Annotated in this window: 13 protein-coding genes; all 13 read right to left on the bottom strand. The window is 61.9% G+C overall.

Annotation, left to right across the window (positions count from 1 at the left end):
• Nucleotides 1–10: 10 nt before the first annotated feature.
• The 13 genes from nuoI to G5168_RS01915 all read right to left on the bottom strand — a co-directional run bounded on the left by nuoI (nt 11) and on the right by G5168_RS01915 (nt 18,269).
• Nucleotides 11–553 carry an NADH-quinone oxidoreductase subunit NuoI gene (gene nuoI / locus G5168_RS01975; protein ID WP_005337245.1) on the bottom strand — a complete coding sequence of 181 codons (543 nt, stop codon included), beginning with the start codon at nt 551–553 and terminating at the stop codon, nt 11–13.
• A 10-nt stretch (nt 554–563) separates the two neighbouring features.
• Nucleotides 564–1,532, bottom strand: coding sequence for an NADH-quinone oxidoreductase subunit NuoH (gene nuoH, locus G5168_RS01970; protein ID WP_421251779.1), 969 nt, complete (start codon nt 1,530–1,532; stop codon nt 564–566).
• Nucleotides 1,529–4,267: an NADH-quinone oxidoreductase subunit NuoG gene (nuoG, locus tag G5168_RS01965; protein ID WP_421251778.1), complete on the bottom strand. Its 2,739-nt coding sequence runs from the start codon at nt 4,265–4,267 to the stop codon at nt 1,529–1,531. The genes nuoH and nuoG overlap by 4 nt, the downstream gene beginning before the upstream one ends.
• A gap of 41 nt (nt 4,268–4,308) precedes the next feature.
• The gene (nuoF, locus tag G5168_RS01960; protein ID WP_227340743.1) at nt 4,309–5,694 is read right to left on the bottom strand and encodes an NADH-quinone oxidoreductase subunit NuoF; all 1,386 of its coding nucleotides are present in this window, start codon (nt 5,692–5,694) and stop codon (nt 4,309–4,311) included.
• Nucleotides 5,691–6,233 (bottom strand): NADH-quinone oxidoreductase subunit NuoE, encoded by a 543-nt coding sequence (gene nuoE / locus G5168_RS01955; RefSeq protein WP_005337236.1) that lies wholly within the window; start codon nt 6,231–6,233, stop codon nt 5,691–5,693. The genes nuoF and nuoE overlap by 4 nt, the downstream gene beginning before the upstream one ends.
• An 80-nt stretch (nt 6,234–6,313) precedes the next feature.
• Nucleotides 6,314–8,119: an NADH-quinone oxidoreductase subunit C/D gene (gene nuoC / locus G5168_RS01950; protein ID WP_005337234.1), complete on the bottom strand. Its 1,806-nt coding sequence runs from the start codon at nt 8,117–8,119 to the stop codon at nt 6,314–6,316.
• A gap of 2 nt (nt 8,120–8,121) precedes the next feature.
• Nucleotides 8,122–8,796, bottom strand: a complete 675-nt coding sequence (locus G5168_RS01945; RefSeq protein WP_005344917.1) for a NuoB/complex I 20 kDa subunit family protein — start codon at nt 8,794–8,796, stop codon at nt 8,122–8,124.
• A gap of 29 nt (nt 8,797–8,825) precedes the next feature.
• Nucleotides 8,826–9,230, bottom strand: coding sequence for an NADH-quinone oxidoreductase subunit A (locus G5168_RS01940; protein ID WP_005344919.1), 405 nt, complete (start codon nt 9,228–9,230; stop codon nt 8,826–8,828).
• A 380-nt stretch (nt 9,231–9,610) separates the two neighbouring features.
• Complete coding sequence (locus tag G5168_RS01935; protein WP_127006467.1) at nt 9,611–10,180, bottom strand: DUF1566 domain-containing protein; 570 nt, start codon at nt 10,178–10,180, stop codon at nt 9,611–9,613.
• Nucleotides 10,181–10,193: 13 nt separating this feature from the next.
• Nucleotides 10,194–11,633 carry a DUF1566 domain-containing protein gene (locus tag G5168_RS01930; protein ID WP_421251777.1) on the bottom strand — a complete coding sequence of 480 codons (1,440 nt, stop codon included), beginning with the start codon at nt 11,631–11,633 and terminating at the stop codon, nt 10,194–10,196.
• Between the two features lie 59 nt (nt 11,634–11,692).
• Nucleotides 11,693–14,128 (bottom strand): proprotein convertase P-domain-containing protein, encoded by a 2,436-nt coding sequence (locus tag G5168_RS01925; RefSeq protein ID WP_421251776.1) that lies wholly within the window; start codon nt 14,126–14,128, stop codon nt 11,693–11,695.
• The gene (locus G5168_RS01920; RefSeq protein WP_421251775.1) at nt 14,125–16,131 is read right to left on the bottom strand and encodes a prolyl oligopeptidase family serine peptidase; all 2,007 of its coding nucleotides are present in this window, start codon (nt 16,129–16,131) and stop codon (nt 14,125–14,127) included. Before G5168_RS01920 ends, G5168_RS01925 begins: the two co-directional genes overlap by 4 nt.
• The gene (locus tag G5168_RS01915) at nt 16,131–18,269 is read right to left on the bottom strand and encodes a TonB-dependent hemoglobin/transferrin/lactoferrin family receptor (protein WP_421172206.1); all 2,139 of its coding nucleotides are present in this window, start codon (nt 18,267–18,269) and stop codon (nt 16,131–16,133) included. The genes G5168_RS01920 and G5168_RS01915 overlap by 1 nt, the downstream gene beginning before the upstream one ends.
• Nucleotides 18,270–18,405 lie beyond the last annotated feature (136 nt).

Raw genomic sequence — 18,405 nt, 5'->3', positions numbered from 1 at the left:
GATTGACTCCTCAGGGCAGCAGGCTCTTGACATCGATGGGCTTGGCTTCGTTTTCGGCATCCCCTTTCGGCTTGCCGTCGATGGCCATCCCGCTCATGCGATAGAAGTTGTAGTCCGGGTATTTGCCGGGCCCGCTGATCAGCAGATCTTCCTTCTCGTACACCAGATCCTGGCGGCGATACTCACCCATCTCGAAATCCGGTGTCAGCTGGATGGCGGTGGTGGGGCAGGCCTCTTCACACAGGCCGCAGAAGATGCAGCGAGAGAAGTTGATGCGAAAGAACTCCGGATACCAGCGACCATCTTCCCGCTCGGATTTTTGCAGCGAGATGCAGCCGACCGGGCAGGCAACTGCGCAGAGGTTGCAGGCCACGCAGCGCTCGTCCCCGTCGGGGTCGCGGGTCAGCACGATGCGACCGCGGTAGCGGGGGGCCGCATAGACTGCCTGCTCCGGATAGTTGAGGGTTTCACGGGGCCGCCAGGCATGGGAGAAGACCATGGCCAGACTGCGTAACTGGGTGCCGACACCCTGAATAATGCTAACAATTTTCATATTGAGTGCCTCACTGCGTACTTATCAGTACAACTGCCGCGGTGACCAGCATATTGATCAGGGTCAGCGGCAAGCAGACTTTCCAGCCAAACGACATCACCTGGTCAAAGCGCGGGCGAGGCAGGGAGGCCCGCAGCAGGATGAAGAACACCATGAAACAGGCGGTCTTCAGGGCAAACCAGATGAAGGGGGGCAGCCAGGGGCCGTGCCAGCCACCGAAGAAGAGGGTCACGATGAGCGAGGAGATCAGCACGATGCCGATATATTCGCCCACGAAGAAGAGACCCCACTTCATCCCCGCATACTCGATGTGATAGCCGTCGGCGAGCTCCTGCTCGGCTTCTGGCTGATCGAACGGGTGACGGTGGGTGACGGCGACACCGGCAAACAGGAAGGTGACAAAGCCCAGGATCTGGGGCGCCACGTTCCACAAGTTTGCCTGTGCCTCGACGATATCCCGCAGGTTGAAACTGCCGGTCTGGATCACGATCCCCATCAGCGACAAGCCCAGGAACACCTCGTAGGAGAGGGTCTGGGCCGAGGCGCGCAAGCTGCCGAGCAATGAGTATTTGTTGTTGCTCGACCAGCCGGCGAACAGCACCGCATAGACCGCCAGCCCTGCGATGGCCAAGATGTAGAGCAGCCCCACATTGAGATCCGCCACGCCCCAGGTGGGGGTGATGGGCACCACCGCAAACGCCAGAATAAAGGCAGTGAAGGCGATGATGGGGGCCAGGATAAAGATCCGCCGATCAGCGAAGGGCGGGATCCAGTCCTCCTTGAAGAACATCTTGATCATGTCGGCGGCCAGCTGGAGCAGGCCAAACGGCCCCACCCGGTTGGGGCCGTAGCGATCCTGCCACAGGGCCAGCAGACGGCGCTCGATGAAGCTCATGAAGGCGCCAGCCCCCACGATCCCCACCAGCACGACCAGTGCCTTGCCCACCTCCAGCAACAGATCGATCAGCGACTCGCTCATGCGATCACCTCCTGCAGGTTAGTGATTGAGGCTTGTTGCAGGGCCGTCGGCAGGCCGTTCACCCCAAGGGGGAGCCCCACCAGACCGGCGCTCAGCTGCTCGCTCAGGCGCAGACGCAGTTGCCAGTGGCTACCGCCCCAGGAGAAGGAGACCTGACTGCCCCCGTGGAGGGCCAGACGTTGCGCATCAAGGGGATTGAGCACCAGCTCGGGTTCGTTCATCCGGGCCTGAATGACCGGGCTGCGAGCGGAGAGCTCCTCGCCGCCAAACAGCTGGGCATAATTGACCACTTGCAGCGCATCCTCTGCCTTGAAGGGGGAGGGGATGGTAGTAAACCAGCCAAGGGTATCTTCGCTTGCTTCCAGCAGACGGCGACCCGGATCGCCAGCACGCAGTTTGCCACCCACTTCATCCTGGAACTTGTTCCAGGCGGAGGGAGAGTTCCAGCCCGGCGCCCAGGCGAACGGTACTTGCGGCAGCGGCTGACGGGCTCCGGCATACCCTTCCATGGAGAAGTTGAAGGGGGAGTCGGGATCTTGCGCTACCCGCGGCTCGCTGACGTTCTGATCCGCCAGCATGGAGGTGCGACCGCTGTAACGATGCGGCTCACGGGCCAGCCGCATGCCACGGATCCGCAAGCCTGCGTTGGGCGCCGCTTCCAGCATGGTAGCGAGCAGCGGATTGCTGGTGGCGCAGTCATGATTGACCTGGTCGAAGTTCTGCCAGCGCAGCGGCTTGCGTTCTATCGCCCCTTGCAGCGCTGCCAGCCAGCGCCACCCTTCACGCACCTGAATATCGGCGTTGTAGAAGGCGGGCGCATAGACCTGGAAAAAGCGCTGGGCGCGTCCTTCCATATTGACCAAGGTGCCATCGGCTTCGGCAAAACTGGCCGCTGGCAGCACCAGATCAGCCTTGTTGGCGGTCGGGGTCGCCTGATGGTCGATGACCAGCAGGTATTGCAGCCCTGCCAGCGCAGCATCCACCCGGTTGCGCGGCGCGCGGCGGTAGAGATCGTTCTCCAGGGTGACCAGCGCCAACCCCTCTTCTGACTCGATACGCGCAAGGGCGGCTTCGAGCGACTTGTCTGACAAGGTTTGAGCGCCCTGCATGGCCAGACCCAGCGAGTTGGCCTCCTGGCCAACCAGCGCGATGCTGGCTTCCTGTCCACGGTCTTTCAGGGCGCGGGCAATGTTGCTGGCCGCCTCAAGCAGCGCCACCTCGCGGGCAGTGGAGCCTGCAATGATAAGCGGCTTCCTGGCGTTGCCGAGCAGTTCGGCCCAGCGAGCCGCTTGTGCCTGCTGTTCGGGGTCGAGATCGGCCACGGCCGGTGCTACTGGGTCGAGCAGATTGGCGATGGCAAAGCCAAGGCGCGCCTGATCAGCATAGGGGGCGTGCAGCTTGTCGGCCGCCACATCATCAAGACGGGTGGTGTCGAGACTGGTGATGAGCAGCGGGTAGCGCTCGTTCTGACCCAGGGTCTGAACGGCGGCGACTTGCCACAGATCGACCTTCATCTTGCGAGCCAGCTCGCGAGCCTTGCCCTTGACCGCTTGGCGCAGCGCCAACGCGATACGGGCGGCGCTCATGGTGACATCTTCGCCGAGCAGCAGAATGGCATCAGCCTCTTCCATGTCCCGCAGGCTCGGAGTCGGCACGCCGCCCTGTTGCAGGATCTGCAGCATCTTCAGCTGACAGGCCCATTCGGCCTGCTCGACGCCTGCGTAGAAGTTGGCTTCACCCACCAGCTCGCGCAGGGCAAAGTTGCTCTCCAGCGAGGCGCGGGGCGAGCCGATGCCGATGAGGTCGCGGGCCGTGCGCAGGGCATCGGCGGCTCGGTTGAGGGCGCCATCGACCGTGATGGTAAGCTGGTCGTTGCCATCTTTGAGCAGCGGTTGGCGCGGGCGGTCGGCCAGATTGACATAGCCATAGCCAAAGCGGCCACGGTCACAAAGGAAGTAGTGGTTGACGCTGCCGTGGAAGCGGTTTTCGATGCGGCGCAGCTCGCCATAACGCTCGCCCGGGCTGATGTTGCAACCCACGGAGCATTGCTGGCAGATGCTGGGGGCAAACTGCATGTCCCACTTGCGGTTGTAACGTTCGGAGTGGGTCTTGTCGGTGAAGACGCCGGTGGGGCAGACCTCCACCAGGTTGCCGGAAAATTCACTCTCCAGGGTGCCATCCTCGACCCGCCCGAAATAGACGTTGTCGTGGGCACCATAGACCCCGAGATCCTCGCCACCGGCATAATCCTTGTAGTAACGGACGCAGCGGTAGCAGGCGATGCAGCGGTTCATCTCGTGACCGATGAAGGGGCCCAGCTCCTGATTCTGGTGGGTGCGTTTGGTGAAGCGGTAGCGACGGCTGTTGTGGCCGGTCATCACCGTCATGTCCTGCAGGTGGCAGGCGCCGCCCTCTTCACACACCGGGCAGTCGTGAGGGTGGTTGGTCATCAGCCACTCCACCACGCTCTTGCGAAATTCTTTAGCCTCTTCATCCTCGATGGCGATGTAGCTGCCATCGGTGGCCGGGGTCATGCAAGACATGACCAGACGACCGCGTTTATCATCGGCATTCTGATACTGTTTGACTGCACACTGGCGGCAGGCGCCAACGCTACCCAGCGCCGGATGCCAGCAGAAATAGGGGACGTCCAGACCCAGCGACAGACAGGCTTGCAGCAGGTTATCTGCTCCGTCTACCTCGTACTCTTTGCCGTCTACATAAATGGTTGCCATACAACTTCCCTGAAACCTGTTTTGTGAAATCTGTGGTGTCGTTACCAGCGCTCGCCCAGCAGATTGGGCTGGATCCCTTTGACCGGCTTGCGGTTATCACCGCTGCCTTTGATCCCGGCCTCGAATTCGGAGCGGAAATATTTGATGGCGCTGGCCAGCGGCTCGACGGCGCCCGGTGCGTGGGCGCAGAAGGTCTTGCCCGGGCCAAGGAAACCGCAGAGTTGTTCCAGAGTCGCCAGATCGCCGGATTGCCCTTCGCCACGTTCCAGTGCCCGTAGCAGCTTGACGCTCCAGGGCAGGCCATCGCGACAGGGCGTGCACCAGCCACACGACTCGCGGGCGAAGAACTCCTCCATGTTGCGCAGCAGGGAGACCATGCTGATGGAGTCATCCACCGCCATGGCGAGGCCAGTCCCCATCCGGGTACCGACCTTGCCGATACCGGCGGTATACATCTGGGCATCGAGGTGCTCCGGCAGCAGGAAGCCGGTGCCTGCGCCGCCCGGTTGCCAGGCTTTCAGGCGATAGCCGCTCTTCATGCCGCCGGCGTAATTTTCAAACAGCTCGCGGGCGGTGATGCCAAACGGCAGCTCCCAGACCCCGGGGTTGTTCACCTTGCCGGAGAAGCCCATCAGCTTGGTGCCGTGATCTTCCGAGCCCGGCAGCGCCAGCCCGTGATACCAGGCGACCCCGTTGCCGATAATGGCGGGGACGTTGCAGAGGGTCTCGACGTTGTTGACGCAGGTGGGTTTGCCCCAGACGCCGGAAACGGCGGGGAAGGGGGGTTTGGCGCGCGGGTTGGCACGGCGCCCTTCCAGCGAGTTGATCAACGCCGTCTCTTCACCACAGATGTAGCGGCCGGCGCCGGTGTGGACGAACAGCTCGAAGTCAAAACCGGATCCCAGAATGTTCTTGCCCAGCAGACCGGCGGCCTTGGCCTCTTCCACCGCACGGCGCAGGTGGATGGCGGCATCAACGTATTCGCCACGCAGGAAGATGTAGCCGCGATAGGCCTTGAGCGCCCGGGCACTGATGATCATCCCCTCGATCAGCAGATGGGGCAGTTGCTCCATCAGCAGGCGATCTTTCCAGGTGTTGGGCTCCATCTCGTCGGCGTTGCAGAGCAGGTAACGAATGTTCATGCTCTCGTCTTTGGGCATCAGCCCCCACTTCACGCCAGTGGGGAAGCCTGCACCGCCGCGCCCCTTGAGACCGGCATCCTTGACGGTACTGACAATCTCGTCCGGGCTCATCTGGCCGAGCGCCTTGCGCACCGCTTCATAGCCCTGTTTGGCCTGATACTCCTCCAGCCACACCGGCTGGCCGTCATCCCGCAGCCGCCAGGTGAGCGGGTGGGTCTCGGGGGCTCGCGGGGTGCGATTGGCGGTGCCAAGAGAGGCGAGGAGTTTGTTCTGCGGCAGGCTCATGGGTAAGCCTCCAGCGTTTTCAGCAAGGTCACCGGATCGAGGCCGCCATAGGTGTCGTCATCGATCATGATCGCTGGCCCCTTGTCGCAGTTGCCAAGGCAGCAGACCGGCAGCAGGGTGAAGCGGCCATCCGGGGTGGTTTGACCGGGGCCGAGGTTCATCACCTCCTTGAGACCGGCCAGCAGATCTTCATGGCCATTGATGTAGCAGACCATGCTGTCGCAGACGCGGATGATGTGACGCCCTACCGGCTGGCGGAAGATCTGGCTATAGAAGGTGGCAACCCCCTCCACGTCGCTGGCGGGAATGCCGAGCTCGGCCGCGATGGCGTGAATGGCGCCGTCGGGTACCCAGCCTCTGGCCTGCTGCACGATCTTGAGCGCTTCGATGCTGGCGGCGCGGGGATCTTCGTAGTGGTGTTTCTCGTGTTCGATGGCATCGCGTTCAGCCTGGCTCAGAACGAAGTCGTCCTGTTTGCTGCTGCATGCCCCTTGCCCCTGTGGGGTCTGATTATTGTGACACTGACATTGCTGGCTCATGACTTGACCTTTGGTGGCTTGTCCTTTTACTGCTCGTCCGGCGATCCCGATTCCCGGCCATGGCCGGGAGGGCGGATCACTTAACGGTCCACATCCGACATAACAAAATCGATACTGCCCAGATAGACGATGAGGTCCGACACCATGCTGCCTTTGATCACCGAGGGGATCTGCTGCAGGTGAGCAAAGCTCGGGGTGCGGATCCGGGTCCGGTAGCTCATGGTGGAGCCGTCACTGGTCAGGTAGTAACTGTTGACCCCCTTGGTCGCCTCAATCATCTGGAACGACTCGGCAGCGGGCATCACCGGGCCCCAAGACACTTGCAGGAAGTGGTTGATCAGGGTCTCGATGTGCTGCAGGGTGCGCTCTTTGGGCGGTGGGGTGGTGAGGGGGTGATCCGCCTTGAAGGGGCCCTCCGGCATGTTCTTCATGCACTGCTCGATGATCGACATGCTCTGGCGGATCTCCTCGATCCGCACGGTGGCTCTGTCGTAGGCATCGCCATTGCTGCCGACCGGCACTTCAAAGTCGAACTGATCGTAACCGGAGTAGGGGCGCCACTTGCGTATGTCGAAGTTGAGGCCGGTGGCGCGCAATCCGGCCCCCGTGGTGCCCCAGGACAACGCCTGCTCGGTGGTGTAGGCAGAGACGCCTATGGTTCGACCGCGCAGAATGCTGTTGCGCATCGCCGCTTTTTCGTAATCCATCAGCCGCTTGGGCAGCCAGCTCAGCAGGTTGTCCTGCACCAGCCGTTGCCATCCCTTCGGCAGGTCGTGGGCCACACCGCCGATACGGAACCAGGCCGGATGCATGCGGGCACCGGTGATCGCTTCGATGATGGTGTAGATCTTCTGGCGGTCGGTGAAGGTGAAGAAGACCGGGGTCATGGCCCCCACGTCCTGGATATAGGTACCGAGGAACAAGAGGTGGCTCTGGATGCGGAACAGCTCCGCCATCATCACCCGGATCATGTCGACTCGCTGCGGCACCTTGATGCCAGCCAGCTTCTCGACCGCCAGCACATAGGGGAGGTTGTTCATCACCCCGCCCAGATACTCGACCCGGTCGGTATAGGGGATGTAACTGTGCCAGGATTGGCGCTCGCCCATCTTCTCGGCACCACGATGGTGATAGCCGATATCTGGCACGCAGTTGCGGATCTCCTCGCCATCGAGCTGCAACACCAACCGGAAGGCACCGTGGGCAGAGGGGTGATTGGGACCGAGGTTGAGGAACATGTAGTCCTCATTCTCGTTGCCGCGGGCCAGCCCCCACTCTTCCGGTTTGAACAGCAGGTTCTCCTGCTCCATGTCCTGTTTGGCGGCATCGAGCATGAAGGGATCGAATTCGGTAGCGCGCGCCGGGTAATCCTTGCGCAGCGGGTGACCCTGCCAGCTCTTGGGCATCATGATGCGGGTCAGATGGGGGTGGCCATCGAAGGTGATGCCCATCAGATCCCACACTTCCCGCTCGTACCAGTTGGCATTAGGGAAGTGGTTGGTGATGGTGGGCAGATGCAGGTCACTTTCGGCCAGCGCCACTTTCAACATCACATCGGCGTTACGGTCGATGGAGATGAGGTGATAGAAGACGGTGAAATCGCTCTGGGGCAGACCGTCGCGATGGCTGCGCAGCCGCTCATCGGTGGCGCTGAGATCAAACAGCATCACAAACGGGGAGGGCACCTTGCGCAAAAAGCCCATCACATCCTGCAGCAGTTCGCGGGGAAGCCAGACCACCGGCACGCCGGTGCGCGTGGTCTGCACGGTGAAGTGCTCGGCCCCGAAGTGGGCAAACAGTTCGCCAATGACTTTGGCATCCTTGTGGTCGCTGGGCTGCCACTGGGCCATGGCGTAATTGCTGGGAAAATCACGAGTCAGTTTCATGGTCAGATCTCATCCGGCGTGCGCAGGTTGGTCACATTGATCCGTTCGCCGCGCTTGCGCTCTTTTTCGGCCTGCATCTGGGGACGGTAGATCCCCTGATCGCCCACTACCCAGGAGAGGGGACGGCGCTCTTTGCCGATGGAGTCCTGCAGCAGCATCAGGGCTTGCAAAAAGGCTTCGGGACGGGGCGGGCAACCCGGAATGTAGACGTCGACCGGCAGGAACTTGTCTACCCCCTGCACCACTGAATAGATGTCATACATGCCGCCGGAGTTGGCACAGGCCCCCATGGAGATCACCCACTTGGGTTCGAGCAGCTGTTCATACAGGCGCTGGATGACTGGCGCCATCTTGATGAAGGGGGTCCCTGCAATCACCATGAAGTCGGCCTGACGGGGCGAAGCGCGGATAACTTCGGCGCCGAAGCGGGCCACATCGTGGGGGGAGGTGAAGGCGGTACACATCTCCACGTAGCAGCAGGAGATGCCGAAGTTGTAAGGCCAGAGGGAGTTTTTGCGGCCCCAGTTGACTGTGTCTTGCAGCACCTCCTCGAGACGGCCCATCATGATGCCGCGCGTCGCTTCTTGCGCCAGTGGGTCATCGACGGTCTGGCGCTGCTCCTGGGGGTAGCGCTCAACGGGTGCATCCGGGTCAATCCGGGTCAGGGTGTACTTCATGGTGCAACCTCAAGGAAAGGGTCTGTGGTTCAATCACTGTTTTTGTTGTTCAACTGCGGTTTGCGCGGTGACCAGTCCAGTGCGCCGATGCGCCAGAGGTAGATCAGGCCGATAAGCAGCAGTCCGATGAAAATGGTGGCTTCAATAAAGCCGACCCAGCCGCTCTCCCGCACGGAGACAGACCAGGCAAACAGGTAGAGCGCCTCGACGTCGAAGATGACGAAGAACATGGCGACCAGATAGAACTTGGCGGAAAAACGCAGGCGGGCACTGCCGACCGAGTCGACACCAGATTCAAATGGCTTGTTCTTGGTGCGGCCGTAGGCGCGACCTCCCAGCAGGGCGGCGAGACCTATCATCACCAGACAGATGGTGATGGCACCGATGACATAAATGGCAAAAGCCCAATGTTGAGCAGAAATATCAGCAAACATAGAGGTTTTTCCTAACCAAATTAATCAAGCGACTTAACAATAATGTTACGCATTATGACACTTTCGCACTGATTTACATGTCATTTTTACGGGTTAATTATTAATCGGTTAACCGGTGATTAAATTTTGTTAAGAAGCGCACTTTTTTGTTGGTTATGGCGGGCGAGAAAGGCCTAGAAAGCGCAGAGAGCTGCTCCTCGTCATCACCTGAAAGGGGTAAATGCCGCGGGCGAAGCCGGATCAGATCGGTATCGCGGGCAGGGGGCACAGGCGGGAGAAGAGCGTGATGGCGGGTGAGGTAGCGGGGGCGGCAAGAGCAATAAAAAGAGAGGCTTTCAAGCCTCTCCTGTCATCGCGTTCCGGTTTCGAGCGTGGGGCGGTCAGGGTTTATTGGCGACCAACAAGACCTGATCCGGGTAGGCGCCAATGGAGCGAAGACCGATATCTCCCGAGGTGATATCCAGATACGCCCGCTGACCATTGGCGGAGGTTACCGTGCTGCTCATCAGATAGACATAGCCCTCATTGACCTCTTTACCGCCCCCCGCCATGGCGCGCGGGAAAATGGCTTCATTGAGAGAGGGCTTGTAGCAGGCGTGCTCGACCAGGGTCGCCAGCTCCTTGATGTCGGGCAGGCGCCACTGGCTGATACCGCCGAAGTGATAGAGAGCATGGCTGCTGTCACTGCGGATCCGCTCCGCCACTTGCAGCCCCTGCTGCCAGTAGTAAACGGTCGGTTCACCCAGGCAACTGCTGCCACTCCATGTCTGCCCCAGTTTGCAGCGCATCCAGGTGAGGCCGGTGTGTTGATCCGTGACGGTGCCGTTGCCATGGTCAAGAAAACGGGCAGAGGGGGCGGTGCGATCCATGGTGTCATCACAAATGGCAGCACCGTGGGCCAGGGGGGCCATCAGTGCCAGCATGGCGAATGAAAAGCGATAAAGGCTCATGATATTCCTCGGATTATTGGGGAGTGGCGACCAGTCGTACCTGCATCAGCTCGATATAGGTATCTTGCTGCACCAATGCGGGATAGGTGGTGCCCGCATCTTCTCCCAGGAGCAGGACTGTGCGTTTGCTGATGGGGCCACCGGAGAAGCGCTGGGCGGTGTTGCTGGTGGCGCTCCAGTAGTAGCCATGGTAGGTGTCATCTTCCGAGGAGGCGATATCCGGGAAGTAACGGGTATCCACGATGATGCGCTGACCCAGCGGGTCCTTGGCCAGGCTACCGTAGTGCATCAGTGACATCAGCTCACCCATGGTGGGCAGCCGCCACTGGCTGATGCCGCAGCGCTGCTCGCCATTGAGCCACTGCTGATACGCGCGGGTGGTCAGCATGGAGGTCAGCGCCTGTGCCCGGGCGAGGGCCGCCAGATCTCCTTCGGCGGTGAGCTGTTCGATCCTCTTATGAATATGCTGGTAGGCCGCTTGCTGCTCGCCTGCGGTCGCCTTGAACTGCTCATCCTCATAGGCAAAGGGTCTGCTTTTCCAGGCCGGGCTCAAGGGATCATCCGATTTGACCTCCCACACCAGACCGGTATTGAGATCCTTGACGCACTGCCAGCTCGGCGCGTTGTCGGGGAGAACCTGACCACGATCATCGAGCTTGCGATAGGCAAGTTGGGGACGAGTGCGATTCCAGCTGGCATCTTGTCCCGGATAGTCGTCGGGCTCCTGTTCCAGCAGCGGATCGTTGCCATCGCTGAAGGTGGTGACGCCGGTGACGGTCAGCAGGTTGCGTGGCTGCTGCTGCACCAGCAGGGTCAGCAGTTCGCTTTGGGTCTCTTCGGCAAACTGGCCGTTGCGCTGCCACTCCTGAGCCAATTGCCCCAGCATCAGGCTGATGGCGCGATAGCTGGTGGTGAGCAACTGGGTCTCCTTGGCGTTGGCAAGTCGTGCGCGGGCCTGTTGCTGCAAGCTGATCGCCACCTGCTGCAGCGCCTGATCAAACTGGCCGAGGCCCGCGAGGGCCACGTGGTCGCCGCCCGGTTGCAGTGGCGCGAGATCAGCCAGCAGCTGCGTCAGTGCGCGATCGGCGGCCACCCCTTCGGCAATGCGGCTCTGCCATAGGGTGCTGAGCAGGGTCGGTTGCAGCCGTTGTGGATCCCCTTTGGCGGCCGGATGCGCCAGCAGCAGACCTTCGCTCCTCGGAACGAACAGCAGGGGCGAGTTGACGATGTTGGCCGAACGGCTGACCAGGGCCACCGCTCCTTCGCCGCTGACGGCAGGGTCGGCAGGATCACATTGCCAGTTCTGATCCAGATCGGCGCACAGGGTACCGGCAGTCGGCAGGGCGACATCGACCCGGTAGTCCGGGATCGCCAGTGGTGCGTTATCTTCCCCGCCGCCACAGGCGCTGAGCAGGGCTGAGAGGGTTGCAATAACCAGTACGGATGGTTTCACTTCACATTCCTTGATTCGGTCACAGGTTCACGGGGGCGGTAACCCCCGTGGTACAGGATTCAACGGCGCGGGGTGCTCCGGCGCCAGAGGGCCAGCAACAGCAGCAGGGGGGAAGCCGTGCCGCCCCCCCCTTCATCCTGCTCAAGGGGAATGATGCCGGTGTTGGGCAGGGCTTCATCCTTGTCGCAGCGGGCGCCTACTTGCTGGGCGACCCGCCAGTTGCGCAACTGACCGGTGTCACCGGCGCTGGTGTCGTTGATCTCCAGCAGCCAGCGGCCAGCGAGCGGTTCGCCGTGCAGCTTGTCCAGCGATTCGAACGGTACCAGTTCACGGGGAAACTCCCCCTTGAGCCGGGTATGGCTGGCGTAACCCTTGTTCCACAGGCTGATCCGGGTGCCGTAAGGGGAGGTGAGCCAGATCTCCAGCTGCTCCAGTTTGCTGTGCTCCAGATCGAGGGCAACTACGAATCCGCTGTCGATGCGGGCCTTGCTCTCGGGCAGGGTGAGAGTGAAGCGGGACAGGCCGTGCCGTTCATCGCTCACCGCATCCTTGATCTGGCCACCCTGGCCGATGGCCCGCTGCCAGAGCGGTTCACCGATCGGCAGTTGCAGGTCAAGGCGGGTCTGGCGCTCGGTGGGGCTGGGCAGGGTGAGCTGGAACTGCAGCGGCAAGGTGACTGCCTCGCCACAGGTCAGGTTGCTCGCAGCTTCCAGCGGCAGGGTCCAGCGGGCGGTGCCATCGGCGTTGAGCTCTCCTTGCCAGTGACCGTCACCCATGAGCCCCTTGCTCGGGAGCAGGCTGGCGTCAGCCACGGTCAGGGGGCGGCCGCTCTGGTTGGTCAATTCGATGGCGAGGCTCTTTTTCTCCCCGGGCAACAGGTAGCTGTCATCGGCAAGGCGGGCCGCGATGGGCGTGGGCAGCAGGGCGTGATGGCGGAAGGCCTGCTCCAGCAGCTTGCCATAGCTGCGATCCGGATAGAGGCGGTTGGCGGTATCCACGGTGACCCGCGCCAGCTGGGGCATCCGCACCTGCGGGCCGAGGCCGAAGTGGGATTCAATCAGCAGGGTATCGAACTCGTCACGGGCTACCTCGCCATACTGTTCAACGGCCTGGCGCAGCGCGGTGAAGAGCGGGGTGCCCCACAGCTGGTCGCCGTTGCTGCCGTTGATGGTGAGGTGAGCCGGATAGAGGAAGCCCGGATGATAGCGCGCCCGCAGATCATCGAGCTGACGGGGAGTCCGGCCGCTGATCCTGGCATCCCAGTTGAAGACCATGAAAGGCTCGAATTGGCGAGCCTCTGGACTACGCTGGCGCCAGCTGGCGGCCAGATAGTCGCTAAAGCCCTCGCCGATGGCGCCCCAGTCACCCTCTTCTCCCATGTCGGGCAGGATATGGTGCTGCACCGCATGGCCAAACTCGTGCCAGATCACCATGGGATCTTCCGCATCGGGTACCCCTATCCGGCCAATCTCCAACCGGCGCAGGAAGGGGTCATAGAGAGAGTTGTCCTGCTCCCCGGCATCGGTATCGATGGCCAGGGGGCCGCCCATCAGCGTCGGGTAGCCAAGGGATTCCACATGGCGCTGGGCCAGATCCAGATGGTAGTAGCCATTGATATCGAGGAAGGCGGGCTGCTGGTGATCTAGCTGGAAGCCATCGGCATCAGGGCTGCTAAAGGGGGCAGTTTCCGGCGCCGTGCCATCCACGACCCGGGCGCGTGGGCCATTTAGCTGGTAGGTGTCATCCACCTTTTGTACCGTGAGCGGCACGGTGCAAAAGGCCCGGTTGTCCAGCACCAGATCGTGGCGCCACAGCAGGTTGCCATCTTGCAACTGGGTGCGTGGGTCGAGGGCAAAGATGCGGGCCTGCACCGTGGCCGCTTCCCCTGCCAGCGGGACCGCTTCGGCACGGGTGTTGGCCTCTTGCAGCGTGCGCCCCAGCAGGGCGCTGCCATCGCAGGTGACAAACAGTTGCCAGTGGCTGCTCTTGCTGTTGCCCGGCTGGCTTTCCACCGCCAGCAGACGCCAGGCCGCAGTCAGTGTGTCGCCATCCTGCCAGTACCAGGGCTGGGCCTCGTCACTGCCGGCGAATTGCCACACCGTACCATCCAGCGTGGCGGTATAGGCATCCACCCCGGCGCGGCTTGCTTCATCACATGGAGCCGCCTGTGCCTGCATCAGCCGGGTATTGTGATAAAGGCGCCACGGGCGACCCTGCTCATCGAGACTGACGGCGGCCATCAGGCCGGCGATCGGTGCGCCATTGAGCTGCTGGCGATAATGCAGATAGTGGCCCAGCTTGCCTTGGCGCTGATAGGCTGGGGCATCACTCAGGGTGACGCCGAGCTGCTGTTCGAGCCAGAGGCGGGGATCGGCCGGGGCGTCCTGTTCGACAAAACGCAGTTCGGTGGCCTGAGTGGAAAAGCCAGCCAGCCCCAGCAAGAGGGCGGGCAACAGGGGTTTCATAGTGGTACTCCCAATCAGCGGCAGGGTCATTGGTTGATCCCCGCCAGATTCAACAAGAAGGCAAATTCACGAGCCCGATCGCCGCCACCGGCGCGGTGGCCTCCCTCCAGTTCGGTCAGCAGCAGGTAGGGGCCGGAGCCCGTGCTGTGCTCCCGCAGGCGGGCCAGCCACTTGACCGGCTCCCAGTAGGGGACCTGGCTATCGTGCAGGGCGGTAGTGACCAGCAGGGGCGGGTAGGGGGCGCGCTGCAGGTTGTCGTAGGGGCTGATGCGGCGCATCGCCTGATACTCTGCGGGCTTGGCCGGATTGCCCCACTCCTGATACTCCTGACGGGTCAAGGGGAGGGCAGGATCGCTCATGGTGCCGAGCATATCGACGAAGGGAACCTGCAACACGGCGCCGCTAAAGAGTGTCGGTTGCTGGTTGAGGGCCGCAGCAACCAGCGTGCCCCCCGCGCTGCCCCCCATGGCAAACAGGGGCAGGGGAGCAGAGTCGGGCGACCAGTGGCGCAGGGTGTTGCCGGCTGCGATAAAGTCGCTGATACCGTTCTGCTTGTTTATGCCCCGTCCGTCGCGGGTCCACTGCTCCCCCAGCATGCCGCCGCCGCGCACATGGGCGATGGCGTAGACAAAGCCCCGATCCAGCAGGCTTAACAGCTCTTTCTGGTAGTAGGGGCGCATCGGCGTGCCATAGGCGCCATAGCCGTAGAGCAGCACGGCGCGAGGGGCCAGATCCTTGCGCCACACCAGCGAGACAGGCACCCGGGTGCCATCGGCAGAGGTGATCCAGCGCCGCTCGCTCTGATAGGGCAATGCTTTATTGCCTGCGGTGTGCTGGTCGTTGATCCAGTGGCCGCTGGTCAAATCCAGCCAGCGTTGGCCGGGGGGCTGACTCAAGCCCTGACTGCGCACCAGAATGCGGTCGCTGGCCGGGTCATGTTCTCCTTGCAGCCAGCCGGTACCGGCGCCACTGGCCAGCGGCAGGCGCTGGCGTTCATGGCCGTTGCGATCGAGCAGGGCGAGCCAATCCTCCCCCTGCTGGCGAAACTGCACCACCAGATGGCGATCAAACAGTCGCCACTTTTCGGGATCGCCGAGATCTTCCCCGGCGCTGGGCCAGAGGCGCTGCCACTCACCGAGCGGCGTGCTGGCTGAATAGAGGGCAAACGTCCCCTCCCGGTTGCTCTTGATCACCCAGCCGGATTGGCTGTCCAGATAGTATTCCACCCCGCGCTGGCGGGGTTTGACCCGCTGCGGCTTGCCCGAGTCGAGCAGGTACTGCTCCGAACTGTCGTGGTTGTTGCCCTGCAACACCAGATGTTGGCCATCCGTGGTGCGATAGAGGCTGAGCAGCCAGGCGGGATCCTGCTCCTCATAGAGAGTCTGCTCCTGGCCATCCTGCCAGCCGCGCAGCTGCCAGGGGCGCAGGGTGTAGCGCTCGTTGGCGATGGTGTAGAGGGTGCGACCATCTTGTGACCAGGCGAGATCAGCGCTGCGCTGCGCCAAACTGGCCAGCGCCTTGCCGCTTTGGAGATCGAGCAGGGTGACCTGATAGTCGAGATCGCCGCGCCTGTCTTCGGCGATGGCCAGCGTGCGGTTATCCGGGCTCAGAGCCCAGCCGCCCGCTTCGTAATAGCCCTCACCCGCTCTGGCGGGAAGCCGTTGCTGCACCTTGCCACCGTGGCGTTGCCAGAGTGAGCCATCCGGGCGCAGCAGCCATGCCTGATCGCCGCGGACAAGCCAGTTCTCTGGCACAGATTCCCCCGCCGGATGACGGGCAAACTCGGCGCGCAAGGTCGCTTCCAGCGGCTGCTGGGTGGCGAGTTGCTGCTCGCTCCAGCGATTTTGCTGCTTGAGCAGGGCGAGAATGGCCGGGTTGCTACGGCTCTCGTCCCGCAACCAGAAGTAGGGATCCTGGCGTACGGGATTGCCTGAAATCAGGTGCGATTGGGACGGGATCGGCGGTGGCAGGGCCTCTTGCGCCCACGCCAACGGGGCGGCCAACAGGGCCGCCATGATTGCATGATGTTTCATCACATCCCCACGAAACGGTAGCTGAGGCTGGCTGACAGGTAGCGGCCGCTCTGGCTGTAGAGGGAGGTATCGCTGCCAGCCGGAAGTCCGGCCACATCCTGATAGCGGACGTAGCGGGTATCGAGCAGGTTGCCGATGGTGGCATTGACCTTGAGCGCCTCGGTGATCTGCCAGTCGCCGGTGAGATCAAGGCTGAACCAGCCTGCGCTGCTCTGACAGGCACCGTTGTAGCCAGTCTGCGCATTGGCGCACTGTGGCACCTTGGTCATGGCGGCGGCATAGTTGCCACTGAGCTCAACCCCCCAGTCGAGCTGTTGCCAGCGCAGGGTGGTGTTGCCTTCCAGCGGTGTCTGGGTGCGCAGCGGCTCACCGCGGTGATCCTTGCCATCCATCCAGGCCAGATTGGTCGAAAGCTCCCACTCGTCGCTCAGCCAGAGGCTGGCGGCCAGCTCGGCGCCCCAGGTTTCTGCTTTGGCGACGTTGCGATACTGGCGCAGGAAGACACCGTCATCGAGGCGAAAACCGGTCTGGCGCCAGTCGATGAAGTTGTAGTAGCGGTTGTAGAAAACGGCCGGTTTGACGCTCCAGTTGTCGCTTTGGCCATTCACTCCCCACTCCAGACTGTGGCTGGTCTCCTCCTTGAGGTTGGGGTTGGCAATGATCTCGAACGGCGGCATGGCAAAGTAGTGAGGAATGTTGCCGTAAACCTGATCGTAAGCGGGGGCGCGGAAGCCGTTGGCATAGCTGAGCCAGCTGCGCCATGTTTCGTTGAAGCGGTAACTGGCCGCCACACTGGGGGAGATGTGGTCGCTGTGGTTCTCGGCCAGATTGCTGTCCGGTGCGCGCAGGCGCTGGCGGTCAAAGCGCAGGGTCGGGGTAAACTGCCAGCTGCCCAGATCGATCACATCGCTCAGCCAGATGCCATCGCGGCGGGTCTCTGCCTTGCTGAAGGGGGCTTTCTGTCCCTGGGTGGTGATGCCATCTTCCAGGGTCATATTGCTGACCGGCCGCTCGTGGTTGGCCTGCTCCAGCTCCACACCGTAGCTGAAGGTGTGATCCAGCGAGCCGGTGCTCAGCTTGCTCTGCAACTCCAGCTCGCTGCCAAGGCGCAGCTCCTCGAACGTGGAGAGGGTGCGCTGGCTGCGATATCTGGGATAACCGCTCAGGGCATCGTTGCGCAGCAACTGGCGCTGGTTGGCTTCGTTGCGGGACTGATTGCCAAACAGGCTCCAGTTGAGGGTCTCGACCATGCCCAGATCGCTGGCTTCCCAGCTGAACTTGCCGCCCTGGGTGCGCTGATCGCCATCTTCCTTAAAACCGACCACGTCCCAGCTGCCATCGGGTTGGGGCACCGCTTTTGGCCCCATCTGGCGTTTGGCGTGATCCTCGTAGTAGTCCAGCTCCAGCCGCAGAGCGTGATGGGCATTGAGGGGGAGGCGGCTGCTGGTGGAGGCACTCATGCCATCCAAATCAGCCGGAATGCGGTTCTCTTCAAAGTTGGCGGTTTCGTTGCCACGCCAGCCGGAGAGGCGTAACAGATGTTCGCTCTCCAGTGCCCGCACCGCGCCGGTCATGCTGAGCTTCTTCTTGTTGCTGTCGCCACCGTAGAGGGTCTTGGCCGCCAGATAGCTATCTTGCTGTTGCAGATAATCTTCCGGCTGCTTGGTATTCATCACCACGGTACCGCCGATGGCATCGGAGCCATGCAGGGAGGAGCCGGCCCCCTTGGCCACCTCAATCTGTTTGATGTCATCGAGATCGAAGTTGAAGCGACCCACCTTGTCATTGATGTTGTCGGCGCCAAAGCCGTCACTGACGCGCACCCCATCCTTGATCAGCAGGATACGGTTGCCACCGATGCCGCGCACGCTGATGTTTTGCGGTCGCCCGGCAGAGCCGGTGACCGAGACACCGGGGATCTTGCGAAACACATGAGTCAGCTCGCTGGCGACCTGACGGTCCAGCTCTTCCTGGGTGATGACGGTGATGGAGCCGGAGACATCGGAGAGTTTCTGTTGTACCCGTTGCCCGGTGACAATGATGGTGTCGTCGCTGCGCGCCTTCTCCACAGGGGGAAGATCGGCCGCGCCAGCGGAGGCACACAGGAGTGCCGGCCATGCCTGAAGCAGTTTGTTCATAATGATAATTGTTTTTATTTAAGCCTGAGGGGCGGCATTATTGCAGAGGCCTGACCACTTGACAATAAATAGCAATCATTATCATTAAGATCTTATGGTGTTGATATTATTGAGTTATTTGTTTTTAAAAAGAGGC

Source organism: Aeromonas sp. 600724, assembly GCF_049175135.1.
Classification (GTDB): Bacteria; Pseudomonadota; Gammaproteobacteria; order Enterobacterales; family Aeromonadaceae; genus Aeromonas; species Aeromonas veronii_A.
The sequence above is the reverse complement of the archived record's forward strand: the minus strand, read 5'-3'. Positions and strand labels throughout refer to the sequence as shown.